Annotated in this window: 19 protein-coding genes; 3 read left to right on the top strand and 16 right to left on the bottom strand. The window is 65.2% G+C overall.

Annotated elements, in window-relative coordinates; translation table 11 throughout:
• Positions 1 to 116 precede the first annotated feature (116 nt).
• From pdxY to KBX14_RS10445, 10 genes are all read right to left on the bottom strand, one after another.
• On the bottom strand, positions 117 to 968 hold the full coding sequence (gene pdxY, locus KBX14_RS10490; protein WP_256042512.1) for a pyridoxal kinase PdxY: 852 nt from the start codon (positions 966 to 968) through the stop codon (positions 117 to 119).
• Positions 969 to 993: 25 nt separating this feature from the next.
• Complete coding sequence (locus KBX14_RS10485; protein WP_256042511.1) at positions 994 to 2,334, bottom strand: hemolysin family protein; 1,341 nt, start codon at positions 2,332 to 2,334, stop codon at positions 994 to 996.
• On the bottom strand, positions 2,335 to 2,901 hold the full coding sequence (ybeY, locus tag KBX14_RS10480) for an rRNA maturation RNase YbeY (protein WP_070478011.1): 567 nt from the start codon (positions 2,899 to 2,901) through the stop codon (positions 2,335 to 2,337).
• Positions 2,898 to 3,902, bottom strand: a complete 1,005-nt coding sequence (locus KBX14_RS10475; protein WP_256000950.1) for a PhoH family protein — start codon at positions 3,900 to 3,902, stop codon at positions 2,898 to 2,900. Before KBX14_RS10475 ends, ybeY begins: the two co-directional genes overlap by 4 nt.
• 11 nt (positions 3,903 to 3,913) lie before the next feature.
• A complete protein-coding gene (locus KBX14_RS10470) occupies positions 3,914 to 4,633 on the bottom strand; it encodes a 16S rRNA (uracil(1498)-N(3))-methyltransferase (RefSeq protein ID WP_070362085.1) in 720 nt (239 codons plus the stop codon).
• Positions 4,634 to 5,764, bottom strand: coding sequence for a molecular chaperone DnaJ (dnaJ, locus tag KBX14_RS10465; RefSeq protein WP_256042510.1), 1,131 nt, complete (start codon positions 5,762 to 5,764; stop codon positions 4,634 to 4,636).
• 28 nt (positions 5,765 to 5,792) lie between these two features.
• Positions 5,793 to 6,809, bottom strand: coding sequence for a heat-inducible transcriptional repressor HrcA (gene hrcA, locus KBX14_RS10460; protein ID WP_256042509.1), 1,017 nt, complete (start codon positions 6,807 to 6,809; stop codon positions 5,793 to 5,795).
• Positions 6,810 to 6,841: 32 nt separating this feature from the next.
• Positions 6,842 to 7,993, bottom strand: coding sequence for a radical SAM family heme chaperone HemW (gene hemW / locus KBX14_RS10455; protein ID WP_256042508.1), 1,152 nt, complete (start codon positions 7,991 to 7,993; stop codon positions 6,842 to 6,844).
• A 305-nt stretch (positions 7,994 to 8,298) separates the two neighbouring features.
• Positions 8,299 to 8,967: a hypothetical protein gene (locus tag KBX14_RS10450; RefSeq protein ID WP_083290858.1), complete on the bottom strand. Its 669-nt coding sequence runs from the start codon at positions 8,965 to 8,967 to the stop codon at positions 8,299 to 8,301.
• Positions 8,968 to 9,063: 96 nt separating this feature from the next.
• Positions 9,064 to 10,902 (bottom strand): long-chain fatty acid--CoA ligase, encoded by a 1,839-nt coding sequence (locus tag KBX14_RS10445; RefSeq protein ID WP_256020842.1) that lies wholly within the window; start codon positions 10,900 to 10,902, stop codon positions 9,064 to 9,066.
• Positions 10,903 to 10,986: 84 nt separating this feature from the next.
• On the opposite strand from KBX14_RS10445, the gene malQ reads away from it, so the two are divergent.
• Positions 10,987 to 13,125 (top strand): 4-alpha-glucanotransferase, encoded by a 2,139-nt coding sequence (malQ, locus tag KBX14_RS10440; protein WP_256042507.1) that lies wholly within the window; start codon positions 10,987 to 10,989, stop codon positions 13,123 to 13,125.
• A gap of 4 nt (positions 13,126 to 13,129) precedes the next feature.
• On the opposite strand, the gene KBX14_RS10435 is transcribed toward malQ, so the two are convergent.
• Genes KBX14_RS10435 through KBX14_RS10420 form a run of 4 tightly spaced genes read right to left on the bottom strand, consistent with a single transcriptional unit; the run spans position 13,130 to position 16,138 of the window.
• Positions 13,130 to 13,270 (bottom strand): hypothetical protein, encoded by a 141-nt coding sequence (locus tag KBX14_RS10435; RefSeq protein WP_252931274.1) that lies wholly within the window; start codon positions 13,268 to 13,270, stop codon positions 13,130 to 13,132.
• 11 nt (positions 13,271 to 13,281) lie between these two features.
• A complete protein-coding gene (locus tag KBX14_RS10430) occupies positions 13,282 to 13,410 on the bottom strand; it encodes a hypothetical protein (RefSeq protein ID WP_256042506.1) in 129 nt (42 codons plus the stop codon).
• A complete protein-coding gene (locus KBX14_RS10425) occupies positions 13,403 to 15,370 on the bottom strand; it encodes a M3 family metallopeptidase (RefSeq protein WP_256042505.1) in 1,968 nt (655 codons plus the stop codon). The genes KBX14_RS10430 and KBX14_RS10425 overlap by 8 nt, the downstream gene beginning before the upstream one ends.
• Before the next feature lie 27 nt (positions 15,371 to 15,397).
• Positions 15,398 to 16,138, bottom strand: a complete 741-nt coding sequence (locus KBX14_RS10420; protein WP_070975332.1) for a class I SAM-dependent methyltransferase — start codon at positions 16,136 to 16,138, stop codon at positions 15,398 to 15,400.
• Positions 16,139 to 16,245: 107 nt separating this feature from the next.
• On the opposite strand from KBX14_RS10420, the gene KBX14_RS10415 reads away from it, so the two are divergent.
• Positions 16,246 to 17,490 (top strand): alpha/beta fold hydrolase, encoded by a 1,245-nt coding sequence (locus KBX14_RS10415; RefSeq protein WP_256020834.1) that lies wholly within the window; start codon positions 16,246 to 16,248, stop codon positions 17,488 to 17,490.
• A 1-nt stretch (position 17,491) separates the two neighbouring features.
• Here KBX14_RS10415 and idi read toward each other — a convergent pair whose 3' ends face one another.
• On the bottom strand, positions 17,492 to 18,049 hold the full coding sequence (gene idi, locus KBX14_RS10410) for an isopentenyl-diphosphate Delta-isomerase (RefSeq protein WP_256042504.1): 558 nt from the start codon (positions 18,047 to 18,049) through the stop codon (positions 17,492 to 17,494).
• Positions 18,049 to 18,519 carry a hypothetical protein gene (locus tag KBX14_RS10405; RefSeq protein ID WP_240492791.1) on the bottom strand — a complete coding sequence of 157 codons (471 nt, stop codon included), beginning with the start codon at positions 18,517 to 18,519 and terminating at the stop codon, positions 18,049 to 18,051. The genes idi and KBX14_RS10405 overlap by 1 nt, the downstream gene beginning before the upstream one ends.
• A gap of 149 nt (positions 18,520 to 18,668) precedes the next feature.
• Here KBX14_RS10405 and KBX14_RS10400 point away from each other — a divergent pair, with 149 nt between their 5' ends.
• The gene (locus tag KBX14_RS10400; RefSeq protein ID WP_256042503.1) at positions 18,669 to 20,531 is read left to right on the top strand and encodes an ABC transporter ATP-binding protein; all 1,863 of its coding nucleotides are present in this window, start codon (positions 18,669 to 18,671) and stop codon (positions 20,529 to 20,531) included.
• Positions 20,532 to 20,576 lie beyond the last annotated feature (45 nt).

The raw sequence follows: 20,576 nt of genomic DNA, 5'->3' as shown, positions 1-20,576 counted from the left end.
GTCGCCGAGAATCGGCCCGGCAGGATGAAAACACGCGACCTGCATCGCACGCTTCTAAGCGCACGCTTTGAGCAAAATGAGCGCGAAAACGCAGGCGGAACTGCCGACGCAAACGGCTAGAGCGCCTCGACCTCGAACTGCAGTTGCGGGTTGGCGTAGGCGTCCTGGGACTCGACGAGCAGGAGTTCGGCGGAGTCGGCGTCGTAGGTGCGCTTGAGCAGGTCGTAGACGGAGCTGGCGGTCTTGGCCAAGGCGTCGGCGGCGTTGCCGCCGCGCAGGTAGTGGCCGGTGAACAGGGCGGCGGTGACGTCGCCGGAGCCGTTGCGCTTGAATGGCAGGCGTGGGGTGCGCACGATCCACTTGCCGTGGTTGTCGACGGCGATCATTTCGATGGTGTCGTCGGGTGCGTCGGCGCGATCAACGGAGGTGACCAGGACGGTGGAGGGGCCCATTTCGCGGGCGGCGTCGACGGCGCGGAGTGTGGAGTCCAGGTCGGTGACGTCTTGTTCTACGAGGTAGCCGAGTTCGAACTGGTTGGGGGTGATGAGGTCGGCGACGGGGACGACGCGGTCGCGGAGGAGGGGCGGGATGTTGTCGGAGACGAAGCAGCCGGATTTGGCGCTGCCCATGACTGGGTCGCAGGCGTAGATGGCGTCGGGGTTGACGGCTTTGACGCGGGCGACGGTGTCGATGATGACGTCGGCGATGTCGTCGCCGCCTTGGTAGCCGGAGAGGATGGCGTCGACACGCGGGAGGGCCCCGCGCTCCTCGATGCCGTCGATGATGGCCGCAACCTCCGTGGCTGGGATCATTGGGCCTTTCCAGGAGCCGTACCCGGTGTGGTTGGAGTAGTTGACGGTGTAGACGGGCCACACTTCGTGGCCGATGCGCTGCAGTGGGAAGACTGCGGCGGAGTTGCCTACGTGGCCGTAGGAGACGGCGGACTGGATCGACAAGATATTGCTCATGGGGATAAGCGTACAAACCTGACGGCTACTTGTCTTCAGAACCCCCGTCCGAATCTTCCACGGGTGCTTCGGCGGGTTCGGGGACCTCGATGAGCACGCTGCGGGTCTTGATGCGTCCGCGCCGGTCGCGGCCGCCTTCCGCGGTGTAGCGCAGGCCGTCGTGGACGATGGCGGAGCCCGGCAGCGGCACGCGGCCCAGCTCGTAGGACAGCAGGCCTGCCACGGTGTCGACGGAGTCGGTGACGTCCTCCTCGAAGGCGAGCTCGTAGTCGAGGTTGTCGGCGAGGAAGTCGACGAGGTCGTCGAGAGGCAGGCGTGCCTGGGCACGCAGGGTGCGCGCGGCGACGAACTCGATTGGGGCGTCTTCGTCGTCGTCGTATTCGTCGGTGATTTCGCCGACGATTTCCTCGAGGAGGTCCTCCATCGTGAGCAGGCCGGCGACGTTGCCGAACTCGTCGATCACGATGGCGATGTGCGTGTTCACCCGCTGCATGTCCTGCAGCAGCACGTCGAGCGGCTTGGAGTCCGGGATGAACAGCGGGTCGCGCATCAGGGTGGACAGGACGGTGTCCGGCGCCACTGGGGTACCGCTGGGCCCGAACATGTCCTTCAAGTATGCGACGCCCACAATCTCATCGACGTTCTCCCCGATCACGGGCACGCGGGAGTGCCCGGAGCGCACCATCAGCGTGGTTGCCTGGCGGGCCGTCTTCTCCCCTTCAATCCAGATCATTTCGGGGCGCGGCACCATGATTTGGCGGGCGTGGGTGGAGGCAAGGTCGAAGATGTTTTGGATCATGCGGCCCTCGGCGGTTTCCACCACGCCTTTCTCCTGGGCGATGTCGACCATCTCGCGCAGCTCGACTTCGGTGGAGTACGGGCCGTCCCGGAAGTCCTCGCCGGGGTGGAACAGGTTGCCCACCCAGATAAGCAGGCGCGATACCGGACCGAGGACCCGGTTGACAATGATCAGCCACGGCGCGGCCTTCAGCGAGATCGTGTAGGGGTTGCGGCGCCCCGCGGTGCGCGCAAATACGCCGATGATGCTGAACTGCAACAGTGTCACCGACGCGACGGCGGCGATGATCGCCCACGCGTCGGAGGGGATCAGATCCATCGCCAGCATGGCGGCGAAGACGGCTGCAACGGCGTCGAGGACGGTGCGCAGCATGACCAGCATGTTGATTTGGTTGGCGCGGGCGTCGACAACTCGGGCGAGCGCCTTGGCACCGGAGACGTCGTCCTTGACCATGGTCTCGACGCGGGCGCGCGAAATCGGGGTCAGCGCCGATTCGACCGATCCGAACAGGCCGGAAAGCAGCAGCGCGAGCACAGCGACGAGGCCGTAGGCAACGGTGAACTCCATTTAGTCGCGGCCCTTCATCATGCGATCGAGCTCCTCGCGGTCGGCGGCTGAGGGAAAAGCATGGGCGCCGGTCGGCTTGGGCTGGTACTCGATGCCGCGTGCCGCCAGCGAGTCGTACCAGTCCGCGAGCAGCTCGTTTTGCAGCGAGAACATCTCGCGTTCCTCGTCCGGCATGACGTGGTCGTAGCCGAGCAGGTGCAGCACCCCGTGGACGGTGAGCAGGGCGAGCTCGTGGCCGAGGTCGTGGCCTGCCATCTCCGCCTGCTTGCGGTCGAAGGCCGGGCACAGGATGATGTCGCCGAGCATCGCCGCGCCGAACGGGGACGCGTCCGGGCGTCCGCCGCCTGGGGTGAGCTCGTCCATCGGGAAGCTCATGACGTCCGTGGGCCCTTCCAGATCCATCCACCGAACGTGGAGGTCAGCCATGGTGGCTTCGTCGACAAGCGTGATGGTTGCCTCCGTGTCCGGGTGCACATCCATGGCTTGCAGGGCGAAGGAGCAGACATCGACGAGCATTTCCTCGTTGACGTCCGCCTCCCCCGATTCGTTGAGGACTTCAATACTCACTGTCTTGCCTCTTCTTCGCGTTGTTTTCGTTCGTAGCGTGCGGCGTTGCGCGCGTCGTGCTCGTCGTAGGCCGCGACGATCCGGGAGATCAGGTGGTGGCGCACGACGTCTTCTGCGCGCAGGTCCTGGAAGGAAATGCCCTCGATGTCGCCGAGGATGCGGCGGGCGACGCGCAGGCCGGAGACCGTGCCTCGTGGAAGGTCAACCTGGGAAATATCGCCAGTGACCACCATCTTCGAGCCGAAGCCCAAGCGGGTGAGGAACATCTTCATCTGGGAGCCAGAGGTGTTCTGGGCCTCGTCGAGGATGACGAACGCGTCCGAGAGTGTGCGCCCGCGCATGTACGCCAGCGGGGCGACCTCAATGATGCCGGCCTCGATGAGCTTCGGGATGGCTTCCGGGTCCATCATGTCGCGCAGCGCGTCGTAGAGCGGGCGCAGGTAAGGGTCGATCTTGTCGCTCAGGGTGCCCGGCAGGAAGCCGAGCTTCTCCCCTGCCTCGACGGCGGGGCGGGTCAAAATGATGCGCTTGACCTCTTTATTGTGCAGTGCTTGTACGGCCTTCGCCACGGCCAGGTACGTCTTGCCGGAGCCCGCAGGCCCGATGCCGAACGTGATGGTGTTGTCGTCGATCGCGTCGACGTAGGCCCGCTGGCCTGCCGTCTTCGGACGGATGACCTTGCCTCGGCGCGAGATGATCTCCGCGCCGAGCAGCTCCGCCACCGACTCCGGCGACTCCACCTCCATCAGCGAAATCGCGTGCGTGACGGTATCCGCGGTAATGGGGACGCCGCGTCGCGCCATCGACTCGAGCTCGTCGAGCACCCGCAGCGCGTGCGCGACCATCACGGCCGGGCCCCGCACGGTCACCGCGTTGCCGCGCGCGTGCACGTCGGCGCCGAGGTGTTGGTTGAGCACCCGCAGGTTCGTGTCATTAATACCGAGCACGTCCTGGGTGTATACAGAGTCAAGCTCAATGTTGCGCGTGACCAAAGGTTCCATGTCGCCTAACCCTACCAGCGCGTCGTCAGCGCGCCGATTGCGCATAGTGCAGCAAAACCGGCGCTGGCGGTGCGTAACACTTCCGGCCCGAGGGTGACAGCGCGGGCGCCGATGAGCTCGAGCTCATCCTCGCCGATGCCGCCTTCCGGCCCCACGATGAGCCAGATGTCCCGCCCGAACTCGACGGTGGTTAGCGGCACGGCCGCGTCTTCGTGAAGCACCAACGCCTGCTTTTCGACGCCCCCTTCGCCCACCTCGGCAAGCAGGTCCTTCAGCTGGTTCGTGGTCACCGGATCTGCGACCTGCGGCACCCAGGCCCGGCGCGCCTGCTTCGCGGACGCGATCGCCTGGTGCTGCCACTTCTCCACCTGCTTGGCCTGCTTGGCGGCGGGCCAGCGCGCGATGGTGCGGTGCGAGATCCAGGGGACGATGGCGTCGACACCTCCTTGCACGGCGAGGTCGACGGCGAGCTCCGCGCGTTCCGACTTCGGCACTGCCTGCACCAGGGTGACGCGCTGCTCGGGCGCGGGCACGGTGCGTACCTCAGTGACGTCGCCGCGCAGCTGCTGCTTGTCGCTGTGGCGGACAATGACGTCCGCGACGGTGCCGGCGCCGTCGGTCAGCGCGATGCGCTCGCCGGGCTCGATGCGTTTGACGAAGGCGTGCTTCGCCTCGTCGCCGTCGAGGGTGCCGCTGGCGGGGTTCGGGGTGAGGAAGTACGGAACGCTCATTTAGCGGCGGAACCTGTCGCGCATGCGGGAGAAGAAGCCTTCGTCGCGCTCGTCGTCGTGGTGGACGCCGGTGGCGTCGCCGCGGGCGTCGCGAAGCTGCTCGAGGCTGCGGCGCTCCTCGCCACTGAGGTGCGTCGGCACGACGACCTGGATGTGGGCGATCATGTCGCCGTGGCCCTCGGCGCGCAGGCGTGGCATGCCCTCGTCCTCGAGGCGGACCTCGTCGCCGGGCTGGGTGCCGGCCGGGATCTCGATGGTGGTCGTGTCACCGGCAAGGTTTTCGACGTCGATGCTGGTGCCCAGCGCGGCGTCGTACATCGGCACGTTCAGGCGCAGGTGCAAGTCGTTGCCGTCGCGCACGAACGTCGAGTGCGGCGCGGTCTGCACCTCCACGTAGAGGTCACCGGCGGGACCGCCACCGTGGCCGACCTCGCCCTGCCCCGCCATGCGGATGCGCATCCCGTTGGCGATACCCGCCGGGATCTTTACCTTCAGGTCGCGGGTGGCGCGCACCCGACCGTCGCCGGCGCACTGGCGGCACGGATCCTGGATCACTTCGCCGTAGCCGTGGCACTTCGGGCAGTCGTGCGTGGTCATCACGTTGCCCAGGAAGGACTGCTGCACTTCCTGCACCACGCCCTGGCCCGCGCAGTAGTCACACTGCACGGCCTTCGCCTCAGACTCGGAGCCGGTGCCGTGGCACTTCTGGCACAGCACCGCGGTATCCACGGTGACCTCCTTGGTCACGCCCGCATAGGCGTCCTCCAGGGTGATCTGGGTGCGCAGCAGGGCGTCGTTGCCCGGCTGGACGCGCGAGCGCGGCTCGTGGCTGCGCCCGCCGCCGCCGAAGAAGGCGTCGAAAATGTCGCCGAAGCCCCCGAAGCCACCGCCACCGGCGCCGCCCATGCCGCCTTGCTCCATCGGGTCGCCGCCGCGATCCACGATGCTGCGCTTCGCTGGGTCCAGCAGCACCTCCTGCGCCAGCGAGATCTCGGCGAACTTCTCAGCCGCCTCATCAGACGGGTTCACATCCGGGTGGTACTTGCGGGCGAGCTTCCGGTACGCCCTCTTGATTTCCTGCTCGGTCGCCTCTCGGTCAACGCCGAGGATGCCGTAATAATCACGAGCCACTAGTTAGTTCCCTTTCAACACTTCGAAGTTATTCGCCCCGCAAAATGCGACTGATGTACTGAGCCACGGTGGCAACCTTTTGCATGGTACCCGGATAGTCCATATGTGTCGGACCGACCACCCCAAGGCCGCCGAGCGCCTCGTCGCCAGCTCCATATGCAGTACTAACAATGGAAGCCTGAGAAAATTCCTTTTCCTCATTCTCATTGCCAATACTGACCGAGACGTGCTCCAGCTGCTGCGCGTTCGCCAACAGCTTCAGCACGATCACCTGCTGCTCCAGCGCCTCAATCACGCTGTGCAGATCCACCATCCGGTTCACGCTCAAGTTCCCGGCGCCCGCGATGAGCAGCCGGTCGGTCGTGGTCTCCACCAGCGTCTCGATGAGCACCGCCGTCGCCCGCTCCACCGCATCCGCGATGACCGGCGGCGCCTGCGCGTGCAGCATCTTCAGCGCGGCGGAGGCATCACGCATCGTCTTGCCCACCAGCACCGTATTGAGCAGGTCCCGCAGCAGGAACACCCCGTCGGTACCTAGCGGCGCGGCGAGCTCCACGTTGCGCTGGTCCACGCGCCCGGTATCCGTGATCAGCACGAGCAGCAGCCGCGTTGGGGCCAGCGCCACCACCTCGCAGTGCTTCACGCGAGACACGTTCAGCGTCGGCAGCTGCACCACCGCCGCCTGGTTCGTCAGCTGGGCCAGCAGCTGCACGCTGCGGCGCAGCACGTCCTCCATGTCCACGCCGTGCTCAAGGAAGTCCGAAATGGCGTGGCGCTCCGCTGTGGACAGCGGCTTGACGTCGTGGAGGGCGTCGACAAACGCGCGGTACCCGGCCTCCGTCGGGATGCGCCCCGAGGACGCGTGCGTCTGCGTGATGTAGCCCTCGCGCTCCAGCACGCTCATGTCGTTGCGGATGGTCGCCGAGCTGACCTTCAGCCCGTGGCGCTCCACCAGCATCTTCGATCCGACGGGTTCCTGCCGCGCAATATAGTCGGCGACGATTGCGCGCAGCACCCGCTGTCTGCGATCATTCGCTGCACTCATTAGCACTCTCCTTCGTCGACTGCTAACTCATACTACTCTGCCTCCTCGGCAGCCAAAATGTCCGTCACGATCCCGTTCGCCAGCAAACGCCCAGCATCAGTCACGGCCACGCGCTCGCCCGCAGTCAAAAGGCCCGCCGCCACATACTTCTCGACGACCCCTTCCGCCCCCTCACCAATCAGCCCCCGAGGCACACCCTCCTTCAGACGCAACCCCAGCATCACCTGCTCCTCGTGCTGCTCCTGCGGTGTGAGCGTCTCCCCGCCGTCAATCGGCAGCGTGCTGTCGGCGAGCATCTGGTTGTAACGTTCCGGCCGCTTCACGTTCCAGAACCGGCGGTCCCCAATAAACGAGTGCGCCCCCGGGCCCGCGCCCCACCAGTGCGCGCCACGCCAGTACAGCAGGTTGTGCTGGCACTCCCCACCCGGCCGCGCCCAGTTGGACACTTCGTACCAGCCAAACCCGGCCGCCTCCAAGGTGTCGGCGATCATCTCGTAACGGTCCGCATACACGTCCTCCTGCGGCGCGGGCAGCTCACCGCGGCGGATCTTGCGCGCCATGGAGGTGCCATCCTCCACGATCAGCGAATAAGCACTCACATGATCGACGCCCGTAGACAGGATGGCGTCAAGGGTACGGCGGACGTCGTCGTCCGTTTCCGTCGGCGTGCCGTAAATCATGTCCAGGTTCACGTGCTCGAAGCCGACGTCGAGGGCCTCCTTGGCCGCCGCGACCGCCCTCCCCGGCGTGTGCTTCCGGTCCAACACCTTGAGCACCGACGCCGACGCCGACTGCATCCCCAACGACACCCTCGTAAACCCGTGCTCCAGCAGCCCCGCGAAGTACGCCGGATCCGTCGACTCCGGGTTCGACTCCGTCGTCACCTCCGCCCCCGTCTGGATGCCGAAGGTGTCCCGCACCATCGACAACACCCTGCCCAGTCCATCCGCCCCCAACAGCGAGGGGGTCCCACCCCCAATAAACACCGTGCTCGCCTCAGCCACGCCCGGCTGCTGCGCCGCCAGCCGCAGCTCCTTTTCCAGCGACTCTAGGTACTCCGCGTGGGAGCTTTCCACCTCCCTCGGCGTATAGGTATTGAAGTCACAGTACCCACACCGCGTTGCGCAAAACGGCACGTGGATATAGACGCCAAAGTCGGGCTGTGATTGCTGCGCTGTGTTCATACCTCGCAATTGCAGCAGACCGGGGCCGAGTTTGCGAATTGTGTTCGAGGCGCGCACCAAATTCCGACCTGCCAGCTAGGGAAAATCCGGGATTTTGGTGCGCTCCCTGACCGCCAGTGCCAAAAGACGCAACCCCTTTTTCACGACCTGGGCTTTTGCCTCCTCCCCAACAAGAAGTGCGTCCTTTGGCACTGCTACATGAGGACAAGCACCAAATTCCCACTTTCGCCAGCGGCGAACTGGGAAAACGCAAACCCCCGCCCTCAAATGAAGGAATTTGGTGCGCACCCCCTCATGCCACAGACCTACGCCCCGCGTCGACGGCGCTTAGCGGCCACCTTCGCCACGATGGCATCCACCCGGGCGCGCTCCTCGAGGAACTGCGGCGGGGCGACACCGCGCATCGTGCGCACGAACGCGGGGTGGTCGATGCAGACGGTTTCCATCCAGCCGTCGACGGCGGCCTCGACCAGCTCCCCGACCCGTGCATAAAGGTGCGGCAGGCTCACGGCGCCCAGTTCCCGGGCGACCATCTCGGTCTGCTCGAGCGTGTACTGCACGATCTCACCGAGGTGCTGCACGGTCAGGTCGGTGCGACCGGCAAGCGCATCCTGCATGGTCTGCACAGAGAACGGCGCTTGGAGTGGAAAGAGGTCTTCGAGGCCGGCGGCGTCGAGAAGCTCGGGCTCGGGGATCTTTTCCTCCGGCCGGTAGGAGGCGGAGAGCACCCCGGCACGCATCCCGGTCGTCAGCGCCTGGCGAAGCCCGATAAGTTCGCCGACGATGCGGCGGGCATCGTTGCGGGCATCGTCGACGATTTCGACGAATTCGGCGAGGCAGTCGTCGGTAAGTTCGCCGTCATAGTCTGCGACTGCTTCGGCGAGGTGCTCCGTGTATTCAGCGACTTCGTCGCCGATGTTGTAAATCTCCTGTGTCAGCTCACGGTGGCGTAGCATCGCTGCAGTTTTATGCACGAATAGCCCCCTTCTGGCTCACAGGAAGTACGGATCAAAAGTCGATGGAAATGTTAAGCCATGGGCGCGCCCCACGGGTTGAGGCGCGCCGGGGGCTTAGCGCTCGTAGAGCTTGTCGATGTCCTCACGGAAGCGCTCGAACACCACATTGCGCTTCACCTTGAGGGTTGGCGTCATCTCGTTTGCCTGCTCGCTCAGGTCACGGTCGAGGATGCGGAACTTCTTGATCGCCTCGGCGTGCGAGACGGTCCCGTTGGCAACGTTGATGGCGTCTTGCACCTCGGCACGCAGGACGGGGTCGCCGGCGAGGTCGCTGAGTTTGCGGTTCTCCGGGATGTTGTGGGTGGACTTCCAGCGCTGCAGCTCCTCCTCGTCGAGCGTGACCAGCACGCCGACGAACGGCTTGCCGTCGCCGACGACGAGCGCGTTGGAGATCAGCGGGTCCTGGCGGATGATGTCCTCCATCGGCCCCGGTGAGATGTTCTTGCCGCCGGCGGTGACGATGAGGTCTTTCTTGCGGCCGGTGATGCGCACGTAGCCTTCGTCGTCAACCTCGCCGAGGTCGCCGGTGTTGAACCAGCCTTCGGTGAAGGCTTCTTCGGTGGCGGCTTTGTTGTTCCAGTAGCGGTCGAAGACACCGGGGCCCTTGAACTCGATTTCGCCGTCGTCGTTGGTGCGGACTTGGTAGCCGTTGACCGGGCGCCCGACGGTGCCAATCTTGTTGGCATTCTTGTTATTGACACAGGATGCGGCGCAGGTTTCGGTGAGCCCGTAGCCCTCGTAGATTGGGATGCCGATGCCGCGGAAGAAGTGCAGCAAGTCGGCGCTCATGGCGGAGCCGCCGGTGATGCCGTACTTCACGGAGCCGCCGATGGCCTCCTTAATCTTGGAGTAGACGACGCGCTCGAAGACGCGGCGCTTCGCCTTGAGTATCCGGCTCGGCCCCTCGGGGGTGTCCATGGCCTTGGAGTACTCGATGGCGGTCTTCTCCGCCTCAAGGAACGCAGCCTTGCCGATGGCGGAGCCGTCCGCGGCCTTGTTATAGGCCGCATTGCGGACCTTCTCGAAGACGCGCGGCACGCCGAGCACCATGTTCGGCTGGGCGCGCTGCAGCTCCACGGTCAGGGTGTGGGTGTCCGCCCAGTGGGACTGGGTGGCGCCCGCCATCGTCAGCGCGAGGCTGACTGCGCGCTGCAGCACGTGCGCCAGCGGCAAGAACGTGACGACGCGCTTGCCGGGGCGGGCCACCTCACCGATGTCGTTCTTGATCAGCGCCCAGGTCTGGTGCGCCCAGTTGCCGTGGGTTAAGGCCACGCCCTTCGGGCGGCCGGTGGTGCCGGAGGTGTACACGATGGACCCGAGGTCGTCGTGGGTGAGGGAGGCGGAGCGGGCGTCGACAAGCGACTGCTCGACATCCCTGCCCTCGAACTTGATGGTTTCGACCCCGGCGGCGTTGAATTCGTAGATCTTGCGCAGCTTCGAGCTCGAGTCCTTCAGGCGCGGCTTGCCGTCTTCCTGGAGGAGGAAGGCGCTCATCAGCTGGGTGTGGTCGCGCGACTCGGTGAAAGCGATCTCGGCGCCGGAGTCCTCGAGGATCCACTGGATCTGGTGCATGGAGCTCGACGGGTAGATCGGGACGCTGACCGCCCCGGCTGCCCAGATGGCGAAGTCGACGAGGGACCACTCATAACGGGTGGAGGAAAGCACCGCGATGCGGTCGCCCGGCTCGACGCCGTTTGCGATGAGCCCCTTGGCCGTTTCGTAGACCTCTTCCAGGAACTCCCCCGCCGTCACGTTGACCCAGTCGTAATTACGTGGGCGGGAAAACAGCACGATGTGAGGCTTTTTCGTGCAGATATCCACGAGCGCCGACAGGCAGGTGTCAGTGGAACTCAGCTTGAATCCGAGCGGAGTTGTGTACGTTTCTGAAGCCATGGTTGGCAAGGTTACCTGACAGAAACTACCTTTTGCGTGAGCTCCACTCTGCAAAACATCAGTTCTTTGGCACAATGGGTTGATGTGACCAACGTAGAACTACTCCATTCGTTAGCTTCCGCGTACGGGTTCGGCACAAGCTACCGCGCTTCCAACGGTGCGATGACCACCCCGCCGCCGGAATCGTTCATCTCTCTGCTGCAGGCCCTGGGCGTCAACATTAGCGACGCCCCCTCCGACGAGGAGCTGCACCACCTCATTCACGCCAGGCACCAGTACTGGGCAACCCGCCCGCTGCCGCCCTGCGTTGTGGCCACGGCCGGGCAGGAGCGCCACTTCAACGTCCACGTGCACGACGGACACCCGGCCCACACTTGGATCCAGCTTGAGGACGGCACCCCGCGCGAGACTTACCAGGACGAAAACTGGGCACCACCAACTGCCGACGTCGCCGGCGTGGTCTGGGGCGAGGCCACCTTCCACGTGCCGGGCAACCTGCCCCCGGGCTACCACACGCTGCACCTGGAGTCCGATAACTTCAAGGACTCCTGCCCGCTGCTGGTGGTCCCGGCGCGTCTGGAGAGCAACCAGCGCTACATCGATAACCCGGTCTTCGGTGTGATGGCGCAGCTGTACTCGGTGCGCTCCGAGCAGTCCTGGGGCATCGGCGACTTCGAGGATCTCGGCACGCTCGCGGTGCTGCTGGCTGAGCAGGGCGCTGATTACCTGCTGATCAATCCGGTGCACGCGGCACAGCCAATCCCACCGGTGGAGGACTCGCCGTACCTGCCGACGTCGCGCCGCTTCGTCAACCCGATCTACATCTCTGTCGAGGCGGTTGATGAGTACTACAAGCTTGACAAGGACGCGAAGGTCCAGATTGAGCGCATGGTCGCTCCGCTGAAGGCACTCAACCGCAGTGCGGAGCCGCTGCGTCGCAACGAAATCTTCGAGACGAAGCTCGCCGTGCTTCGCGAGCTGTTCTTCATCGCCTGCGCCGACGAGCGCCGCACCCACGACTTCGAGCTCTTCTGCCTCGACGAGGGCGAAGGCCTCGAGGAGTTCGCCCGCTGGTGCGCAGTGGAGGCGATGGAGACCGCGCCGTCGCGCCACGAGCTCGACGAGGAACTCGAGGAACTCACACGCTTCTACATGTGGCTGCAGTTCATCGCCGACGAGCAGCGCCGCCGCGCCCAGGACAAGGCGCTGGCAGCGGGCATGAAGGTCGGCATCATGACCGACCTCGCGGTGGGGATCCACCCCGATGGTGCCGACGCCAACACGCTTGCCAACGTGCTCGTCCCCGAGGCGTCCGTCGGTGCCCCGCCGGACCAGTACTCCCAGCAGGGCCAGGACTGGTCACAGCCGCCATGGCACCCGCAGGCGCTCGCCGAAGCCGGCTACGAGCCGTGGCGCGAGCTGCTGCGCACCGTGCTGCGCCACTCCGGCGGTATCCGCGTCGATCACATCCTTGGTCTCTTCCGCCTGTTCTGGATGCCACGAAACGTCTCCCCGATGTTCGGCACCTACATGAATTACGACCACGAGGCCATGGTGGGCACCCTGGTGCTCGAGGCGCAGCGTGCGAACGCCGTGGTGGTAGGCGAAGACCTGGGCACGTTCGAGCCGTGGGTCCAGGACGTCCTGCAGGACAAGGGCATCCTTGGCACGACGGTACTGTGGTTCGAGTCGTACGACGACGGCTCCCCGCTGCACACCTGGGATTACCGCCGCTTGGCGCTGTCGGCCGTCGGCACGCATGACCTGCCGCCGACCGCTGGCTACCTGCGGTTCGCGCACAACATCCTGCGCGACGAGCTCGGCCTTATCGAGGAGCCCCTCGAGGAGCTCAACGAGCAGGACCACCTGTGGCAGGCCCGCGTGCTTGACCGCGTGCGCGAGGACGGCCACTTCCACGACACCTCCCTCGAGCACACCGAGTTCACGCACCTGAGCGCAGAGGAATTCGCGCGCGACGTCGACGTGGAGGACCTGCTTGTCGGCCTTACCCGCTTCATCGCCGCTACCCCATCGGCGATGACGGTGACGAACCTGGTGGACATGGTCGGCGATACCCGCATCCAGAACCAGCCGGGTACCAACGCGGAGCAGTACTCCAACTGGTGCATCCCGCTGACGGACAACAGCGGCAAGGCGGTCCTCATCGAGGACCTGCCAAGCATCGAGCTGTTCGGTCGGGTCGCGGAGGCGTCGAAACGCTAGAGCGCTAGAGCAGCCCGGCCAGGGCCGCGACGACGACCAGCGCAATCATCACCCACAGTGCCTGTGTAACACGGGACTGTGGGTATTTGCGTTTCTGCTTCGGAAGCTGCTGATCGCGCTTGCGGAGTTCTTCAGGGTTGGCCATAGTTGACCACCTTACTTCTTCGAAATTTTGTACGCGATCCAGTCACTCAAACGCAGGATCGCCCACGAGGCCACCCCCGCGAGCGGCAGCGCCACCAGCAGGATCAGTGGCGTCTGCAGCCACGGCGACAGATCAAACATCGCTGCCCTCGAGCCCGCGGCGCACCAGCAGAGCACGCGTGTCCTTGTCGCGGCCGCGGAAGGCGCGGTAGGCCTCGGCGTAGTCGCGCGCGGCACCAACCGAGAGCACCGTGTCCCGGAACCGCTGGCCGCTGTCCCGGTTGATACCGGATTCCTCAATGAACTGGTAGCCGTCGGCGTCCAACGCCTCCGCCCACAAGTAGGAGTAGTAGCCCGCCGAGTAGCCGCCCGCGAAGATGTGGTTAAACCACGTTGAGCGGTAGCGCGGCTCGAGACCCTCGACGTCTAGGCCAACCTTCTCGAGTGCGCGCTGCTCGAAGGCGTCAATGTCCTCGGGCACCTCGCCGTCGAGTGAGTGCCAGGCCAGGTCAATCGCGCAGGCCGCCAGGTATTCCGCGGTGGCGAAGCCTTGCCCGAAAGTCCGGGACTGGCGCACGGCCTCCAACAGAGCGTCGGGGATGACTTCCCCGGTGTCCACGTGGCGCGCGTAATTACGGATAATCTCGGGCGCGAACGCGTAGTTCTCGTTGATCTGGGAGGGGAACTCCACCCAGTCGCGCGGCACGTTGGTGCCGGAGAGCGTCGGGTAGCGCACGTTGGACAGCAGCCCGTGCAACGCGTGGCCGAACTCGTGGAACACGGTCGTAACCTCGTCGATCGTCAGCAGGTCGGAGGTCAGCGACATCACGTTCACCACGACGGGCTTCGTGCCGGTCAGCGTCGACTGGTCCACGAAGGAGCTCATCCAGGCTCCCCCGCGTTTCGACGGCCGCGCCCCGTAATCCGTCAGCAGCAGGCCAATGCCGGTGCCGTCTTCCTCCTTGACCTCCCACACGTGCACGTCGTCGCGGTAGCCGTGCAGGTCCTCGCGCTGAGTAACCGTGATGCCGTAGAGCAGGTTCGCAGCGTAGAAAACGCCGTCGCGCAGCACCTGCTGCAGCGGGAAGTACTTGCGCAGCTCCGCGTCGTTGACCGCGAAGGCCTCCTCCCTGCGGCGCGCTTCCCAGTACGGCCAGTCCGCGCCGTCCAGTTCCATCCCGGCCAGCTCACCTGCCAGCTTGCGTTCCGCGGCGGCGTTCGACGCGGCCGCGGGCGCGAGGTCACTGATGAGCTTGCGGGCCGCGGCAGCGCTGCCCGCAGTTTCCTCCGCGATGACGTAATCGGCATGCGTGGCGAAGCCCAGCAGCTTCGCGCGCTCCTGGCGCAGCCGCACCGACTCGATCACGAGCGCACTGTTCGTGTCACGGCCGCGCTGGCGGGAGGCGTCGAACAGCTTGTGGCGCGCGCTGCTGGACTCGAGCTCGGCCTGCAGCGACTGGGTCGTCGGCAGCTCGATCGGCACGACGTAAACACCGGGGTCATCGGCGTCGCGGTAGGCTGCGAGCTCCTCCTCGGTCAAGCCCGCCAGCTCGTCGCGGGTCATGCGCACCGCGAGCTTCGTCGTGTCCGCGAGTAGGTTGCGGCCGAACTGCTCGGAAAGCTCCGAGAGACGCTGATTCAGCTCGCGCAGGCGCTGTTTGCCTGCCTCGTCGAGCTCCGCGCCACGGCGGGTGAACCGGCGCAGCAGCAGGTCGTAGAGGCGGCGCGACTCCTCGTCCGCCGGGGCCTCCACTGCACGCAGGTGGCCATAAAGTTCTTGGTTCTGGTAGATCGCGTCGGTGTGCGCGGACAGGCGTGGCACGATCGCGTCCGCGACCTCGTCGAACTCAGGCGAACCGTCGGTGCCCTGCAGGTTGAAAAACCATGCCAGGACTCGCTCTAAGTCGCTGCCCGCGCGCTCCAGCGCCTCGACGGTGTTCTCCCACGTCGGGGTGTCCTCGGCACAGATACGGGCGATTTCTTCTTCATGGAGCACGAGCGCCCGCTCGAAAGCGGGCAGCACGTGTTCAAGGCGGATCGCCTGGAAATCAGGCAGTCCATACGGCAAGTCGGACGGGTGCAACAACGGATTGTCAGTCATGGCACCCCATCCTACTTGGGGTGTGAGTTAGGCTGGCTTGCGGCCAATCACCAGGAAGGTCGGGCGCGACTCGTGTCCCTGTGGCGTGCCGAACTCCTCGTCGATCTTGGCAATCTCCGGCAGCTCAACAACCTCGACGTCCTCCAGGCCAGCGGCGCGGAAGACCTCTGCGTATGCCTCCGGGGAGTCGGCCGTCGCGAGTGGCAGCTCCTCGAGTACGTCGTCGGTGTAGGTCAGCACGAAGGAGTCCGGGCCGTTATCGGAGATGACCTGCGTGTCCTTCGAGATCCCGTTCGGGAACCAGGTCGCGTCCGCGGCGATGATCAGACCGCCAGGCTTCAGCGCCTCGGCCCAGCCACGGATCGCCTCCGTCGGCTCGCGCAGCGTCCACAGCAGGTAGCGGCTGACAACCACGTCGAAGTCGAAGAAGGACGGGGGCAGGTCCGTCACGTCGACTTCGGCGAACAGTGGGGTATTAATGCCTTCTTCCTGGCGAAGCTCCGCTTCGTCGCGGGCCTCATCGAGCATTGGTTCGCACGCATCCACGCCGACGACCGCGTAGCCGAGCTCCGCAATGATGTGCGCAATGTAGCCGTCACCCGTGCCCATGTCCAACACGCGAACCGCGTCCTGCGGCATGTAGCGCTTGAAGATGTCAGTCCACGCTGCGCGGTCTGCCTTGGCGCGCTCTGCTGTCCTGTGTTCGCGGTGGTATGCCTCAGCCCGGCCTGCCCAGTACTCGGTGATGCGTGCTTGGGTATCTGTCATTTGGGACAACTCATTCCTACAGAAGAAAGACAATAATCACTCACTAGCATAAGTCACCTTCGGCAGCTCGTCGAGGAACTTGGCGGAAGCGTTTAGACTGGCCTGTCATGGACGTCACCATCACCTGCCCCGCCGGCGCGATCACCGGCACCGCCACCACAGCCACCCGCGAGTTCTACTCCATCCCCTACTCGCGTATCGACGTCCCTTTCGATCCCCCACGCCCCGCCCCCGAGGGTCATCTCATCGACGCCACCACGCCGCACCCAGACACCATCGGGCTGAGCATCACCACCCCGGCGACGGCGCGGGCCCTCGACGACTACCCGGTGATGGTCTATCTGCACGGCGGCCGCTTCGAGGAAGGCAACCACTGTGAGACCACCTCCCAGCCGGAGGCGTTCGCGAAGCAAGGCGTCGTGCAGGTGCGGGTGGGGTACCGTCGAAAATTCCCTGGACTGCTCCCCTTCACCAATGACACGTCGTTCCGCGCGGTGGAGGACTGCCAGGAGGCGCTGCGGTGGGTGCTGCGCAACATCGAGCACTTCGGCGGCGACCCAACCAACGTCACGCTGGTCGGGCACTCGGCGGGGGCGGCGCTGGCGCTCTGGTTGGCGCGCCGCGACCACTACCAGGGAGCGTTCCGGCGCGTGCTGGCGCTGTCCCCCGCGTTTCCGCGCGTGCCCTTTGCGCAGCGCAAGTGGGCGGCGCGCGGGGCGCTCGGCACGCCGCTGACGCGCCTCGACCTCAACTGGTTGGCCGAGCGCCGCCCGGACGCCATCGAGCGCGCCTACCAGCGCTTCCGCACCCAGTACTTCCACGACATCGCGCTTGGCCCGGCACCCTTCGAGCCTGCGGAGCTCGCCGAGGTACCAATCGTGGTCACCTCCACCCGCGAGGAGTTCCACCAGTCCGGCGAGGGCTTCAACGCCTTTGGCGCCACGTTCATCCGCTGCTTCGGCCGATTCTTCGGCGCCAAAAGCGCGGCAGCCCGGCGCAACTACATCGAGGCCGCACGAACCACGGACCCCGGCAAACTCGCGGGGAGGTTCTTCTCGGACGCGTTGATCCGCCGCTGGGTCGACGCCGCCTGCGAGCACGGCCCCGCCGACATCCGCCAGATCGAGTTCTGCGCAGATACGCCACTTGGCCACAGCTACGAGCTGGACACGCTGTTCGGGGAACCCACAACGCGCATCGGTCAACTTGTCTACAGCTACATCAGCAGCGGGCAGGCCGACTGGCCCACCTACCGCCCGGGCCGAAACGTCCTGCGCGCCTCGCTCAGCGCGGACACCACGACCGTCGTGGAGGATCCGCTGCGCAGCGTTCGGGAGGCGTTCAACCAGTAAGTCAGCGCCCGGCGCGCTCCAGCACAGCGCGCAGCCGCTTATCCGCCAGCTCTTCGACCAGCCACGGCGAAAACGCGAACGGGGTCGCGTCCGCCGCGCGAACAACGTCGGCGGGGTCGGCCCAGTGCCACGAGTCCACCTCATCCGGGTTCGGATCCACAGCCTCGTGGCCCGGCGCCAGGCGCGCGGAGTACACCGGGCAGACTTCGTACTCAACGATGCCGGAGGAATCCACCGCACGGTAGCGGAACTCCGGCAGCACCGGCGTCACGTCCAGCACAGCCCCCTCCGGCAAGCGCAGTTCCTCGACCGAGCGGCGCAGGATCGCCGCCGGCACGTCCTCGCCGGGGCCGGGGTGGCCGCAAAAGGAGTTCGTCCACACTCCGGGCCACGTCTTCTTCCCCAACGCGCGCCGGGTGAGCAGCAGCTGGCCATCCTCGTTGAACAGCCAGCAGGAAAACGCCAGGTGCAGCGGGGTGTCCCCGGTGTGCACCTCGGCCTTGTCCGCGGAGCCGATCGGCGCGCCGTCCTCACTGAGCAGGATTACTTCTTCGCGCATTAGTTATTCAGGTTCCCCTTGAACTTCACGTTGCCGATCGTAAACTCCGCATCCCACAGGCCATCCGGGGTCACGTCGAAGGCATACTTCGCGTTCGTGGTTGCCCCCGGACCCAGCGGGCGGTCCACGCCGAGGATGTCCACCCCTGCCTGCTCGGCGCTGATCGGGTTGGCGTCGACAAACTTGTTGTTGCCGGTGTTGTAGCGCAGCTTCGGCTTGAGCACGTCAACGGGCATTGGCACGTCGCTCTTGTTCGTCACTGCCACGACGATGATGCTGCCGGCGCCGGTGCCGTAGCTGCTGCCCTGCCACTTGTAGGACAGCTCCATCTTCGGGTCATCGACGCGCTCGCCGGTGATCTCCGTGGAGGTCACCGGGTCCACCTGCTCTTGGTGGAACTCCGGCTGTGGGGCGCCAGTGGGCGTCGTCACCTCGATGTCAGTGGATGTTGCGGTGTCATCCTCAGACACGCACCCGCCCAGCGTGAGAGTAGTAACGAGCAGCAAGACCGCAGCTGACAGTGTGTGGTGGCGCATCGGTGCCCTTTCATATGGTTCAAGCGAAAACAATTGGTCACTATTGTACGAGTTTCACCCGGCCGCGCTACGCTGGGCCACCTATGCAATCTCTCACCCGTGTTTTACAAAGCGCTTCCGCCCTGTGGCCGTTCTACCTCGCCATCGTCATCATCTCGACGGTTGTTGCAGGCCTCGGGCTGATTTCTCCCTTCATCGTGCGCGAGGCCACCGACACAATTGTCGACGCCATCAACGAGTCAGCCAACGCGCCCGCCGACCCAGTGCGCACCGTGCTGTGGCTCGCATTCGCGCTGTTCATCGCGACCTCGCTCAGTGGGCTGGCGAAGAACGTCTCCGGCTACCTCGGCGACATCATGGCGGCGCGGATCCGACAGATCCTGTCCACCCGCTACTTCGCCAAACTGCTGTCGCTGCCGCAGCGCTACTTCGACACCCAGGTCACCGGCACCATCATCGCCCGGCTGGACCGCTCGATTGCCACGGTGACGCAGTTCATCCAGTCCTTCTCCAACAACTTCTTGCCGATGATCATCCAGATCATCGCCATCCTCATCATCACGTCCTTCTACTACTGGCCACTGACCCTGCTGTTGTTGGCGCTCTTCCCCGTCTACACGTGGCTTACGGCGCTGACCTCGAAGCGGTGGCAGAAGTGGGAGGCGGAAAAGAACGCACAGATCGACGAGGCGAACGGGCGCTTCGCGGAGGTCGTCGGCCAGGTCAAGGTCACCAAGTCTTACGTGGCCGAGGTGCGCGAGCTGGACAAATTCGGTAACCACTACAACAACACGGTAAACATCATCCGCCCGCAGTCGCGCTGGTGGCACTCCATGGACGCCCTGCGCGGGCTAGCGATGTCGCTGATTTTCATGGGCATCTACATGATCCTGTTCGTGCGCACCATCCAAGGCCACTTCAGTATCGGTGACATGGTCATGCTCATTCAGCTGGTCACGATGGCCCGCCAGCCGGTCATGATGCTGAGCTGGATCGTCGACAGCGCCCAGCGGGCCGTCGCAGGTTCCCGCGACTACTTCCATGTCATGGACGAGATGGTGGAGCCAACCGCGAACCGCGAACTCGTCGCCGCCACCCAGACCTCAGGCGTGCCGGAACTCACCGTTGAGGAGCACCGCCCCCTGCCGGTCCACGAACCGGTCGTGGAGTTCGACTCGGTCACCTTCGAGTACGAGCCAGGCGAGCCCGTCATTCACGACATGAGCTTCCGAGCCCACGCCGGGGAAAAGATCGCCCTGGTCGGCGAGTCCGGCGGTGGTAAGTCCACCATCGTGAACCTGCTGCTGGGCCTCTACCCCATCCAGGAGGGCACTCTCAAGGTGTGCGGGAAGGACTTGGCGGAGCTGGGCGTCGAAAAGCTGCGCGCGACGACGGGCGTGGTGTTCCAGGAGGCGGCGCTGTTTTCTGGCACCGTCTTTGAAAACATCGCCTACGGCAAACCAGACGCGACGATGGACGAGGTAGTCGCGGTGGCCAAGCGCGCTAACGCGCACGACTTCATCATGAAGTTCACCGAGGGCTACGACACCGTCATCGGCGAGCGTGGCCTGCGCTTGTCCGGCGGGCAGCGCCAGCGCGTCGCCGTCGCGCGCGCGATGCTCAAGGACGCGCCACTTTTGATTCTCGACGAAGCCACATCCGCCCTCGACACGAAGGCGGAGCGCGCCGTGCAGGCTGGACTCGACGCGTTGATGGAGGACCGCACCACCATCATGATTGCGCACCGGCTATCTACCATTGCGGACGTCGATACCATCATCACGTTGCGTGATGGCCTCATCGACGAAATTGGTGCCCCAGCGGAGCTCGCGGTCTCCGGCGGTATTTATTCAGAGCTACTGCGGCTTACCGCGTCCTCCTCTGCGGCGGATCGTGCCAGGTTACAGGCGTTCGGATTCCACTCCGACGACAACGACGAGGAGTAGCAACCTTGCGAGCCTGTGGCGAGTGAGGGTGGCCTGACTACAGTC

The sequence above is a fragment of the Corynebacterium sp. CCUG 61414 genome (assembly GCF_024453945.1).
GTDB lineage: Bacteria > Actinomycetota > Actinomycetes > Mycobacteriales > Mycobacteriaceae > Corynebacterium > Corynebacterium pseudogenitalium.
This window is presented reverse-complemented; position numbering and strand designations above follow the sequence as displayed.

Bases quoted from the DNA above. Each gene is read 5' to 3' on its own strand.
- KBX14_RS10470 (WP_070362085.1), bottom strand. From the start codon at position 4,633: ATGAGCGTTCCGTACTTCCTCACCCCGAACCCCGCCAGCGGCACCCTC.
- hrcA (WP_256042509.1), bottom strand. From the start codon at position 6,809: ATGAGTGCAGCGAATGATCGCAGACAGCGGGTGCTGCGCGCAATCGTC.
- pdxY (WP_256042512.1), bottom strand. From the start codon at position 968: ATGAGCAATATCTTGTCGATCCAGTCCGCCGTCTCCTACGGCCACGTA.
- KBX14_RS10415 (WP_256020834.1), top strand. From the start codon at position 16,246: ATGGACGTCACCATCACCTGCCCCGCCGGCGCGATCACCGGCACCGCC.
- hemW (WP_256042508.1), bottom strand. From the start codon at position 7,993: ATGAACACAGCGCAGCAATCACAGCCCGACTTTGGCGTCTATATCCAC.
- KBX14_RS10435 (WP_252931274.1), bottom strand. From the start codon at position 13,270: ATGGCCAACCCTGAAGAACTCCGCAAGCGCGATCAGCAGCTTCCGAAG.
- KBX14_RS10430 (WP_256042506.1), bottom strand. From the start codon at position 13,410: ATGTTTGATCTGTCGCCGTGGCTGCAGACGCCACTGATCCTGCTGGTG.
- idi (WP_256042504.1), bottom strand. From the start codon at position 18,049: ATGCGCGAAGAAGTAATCCTGCTCAGTGAGGACGGCGCGCCGATCGGC.
- KBX14_RS10485 (WP_256042511.1), bottom strand. From the start codon at position 2,334: ATGGAGTTCACCGTTGCCTACGGCCTCGTCGCTGTGCTCGCGCTGCTG.
- KBX14_RS10420 (WP_070975332.1), bottom strand. From the start codon at position 16,138: ATGACAGATACCCAAGCACGCATCACCGAGTACTGGGCAGGCCGGGCT.
- KBX14_RS10445 (WP_256020842.1), bottom strand. From the start codon at position 10,902: ATGGCTTCAGAAACGTACACAACTCCGCTCGGATTCAAGCTGAGTTCC.
- KBX14_RS10400 (WP_256042503.1), top strand. From the start codon at position 18,669: ATGCAATCTCTCACCCGTGTTTTACAAAGCGCTTCCGCCCTGTGGCCG.
- KBX14_RS10475 (WP_256000950.1), bottom strand. From the start codon at position 3,902: ATGGAACCTTTGGTCACGCGCAACATTGAGCTTGACTCTGTATACACC.
- KBX14_RS10425 (WP_256042505.1), bottom strand. From the start codon at position 15,370: ATGACTGACAATCCGTTGTTGCACCCGTCCGACTTGCCGTATGGACTG.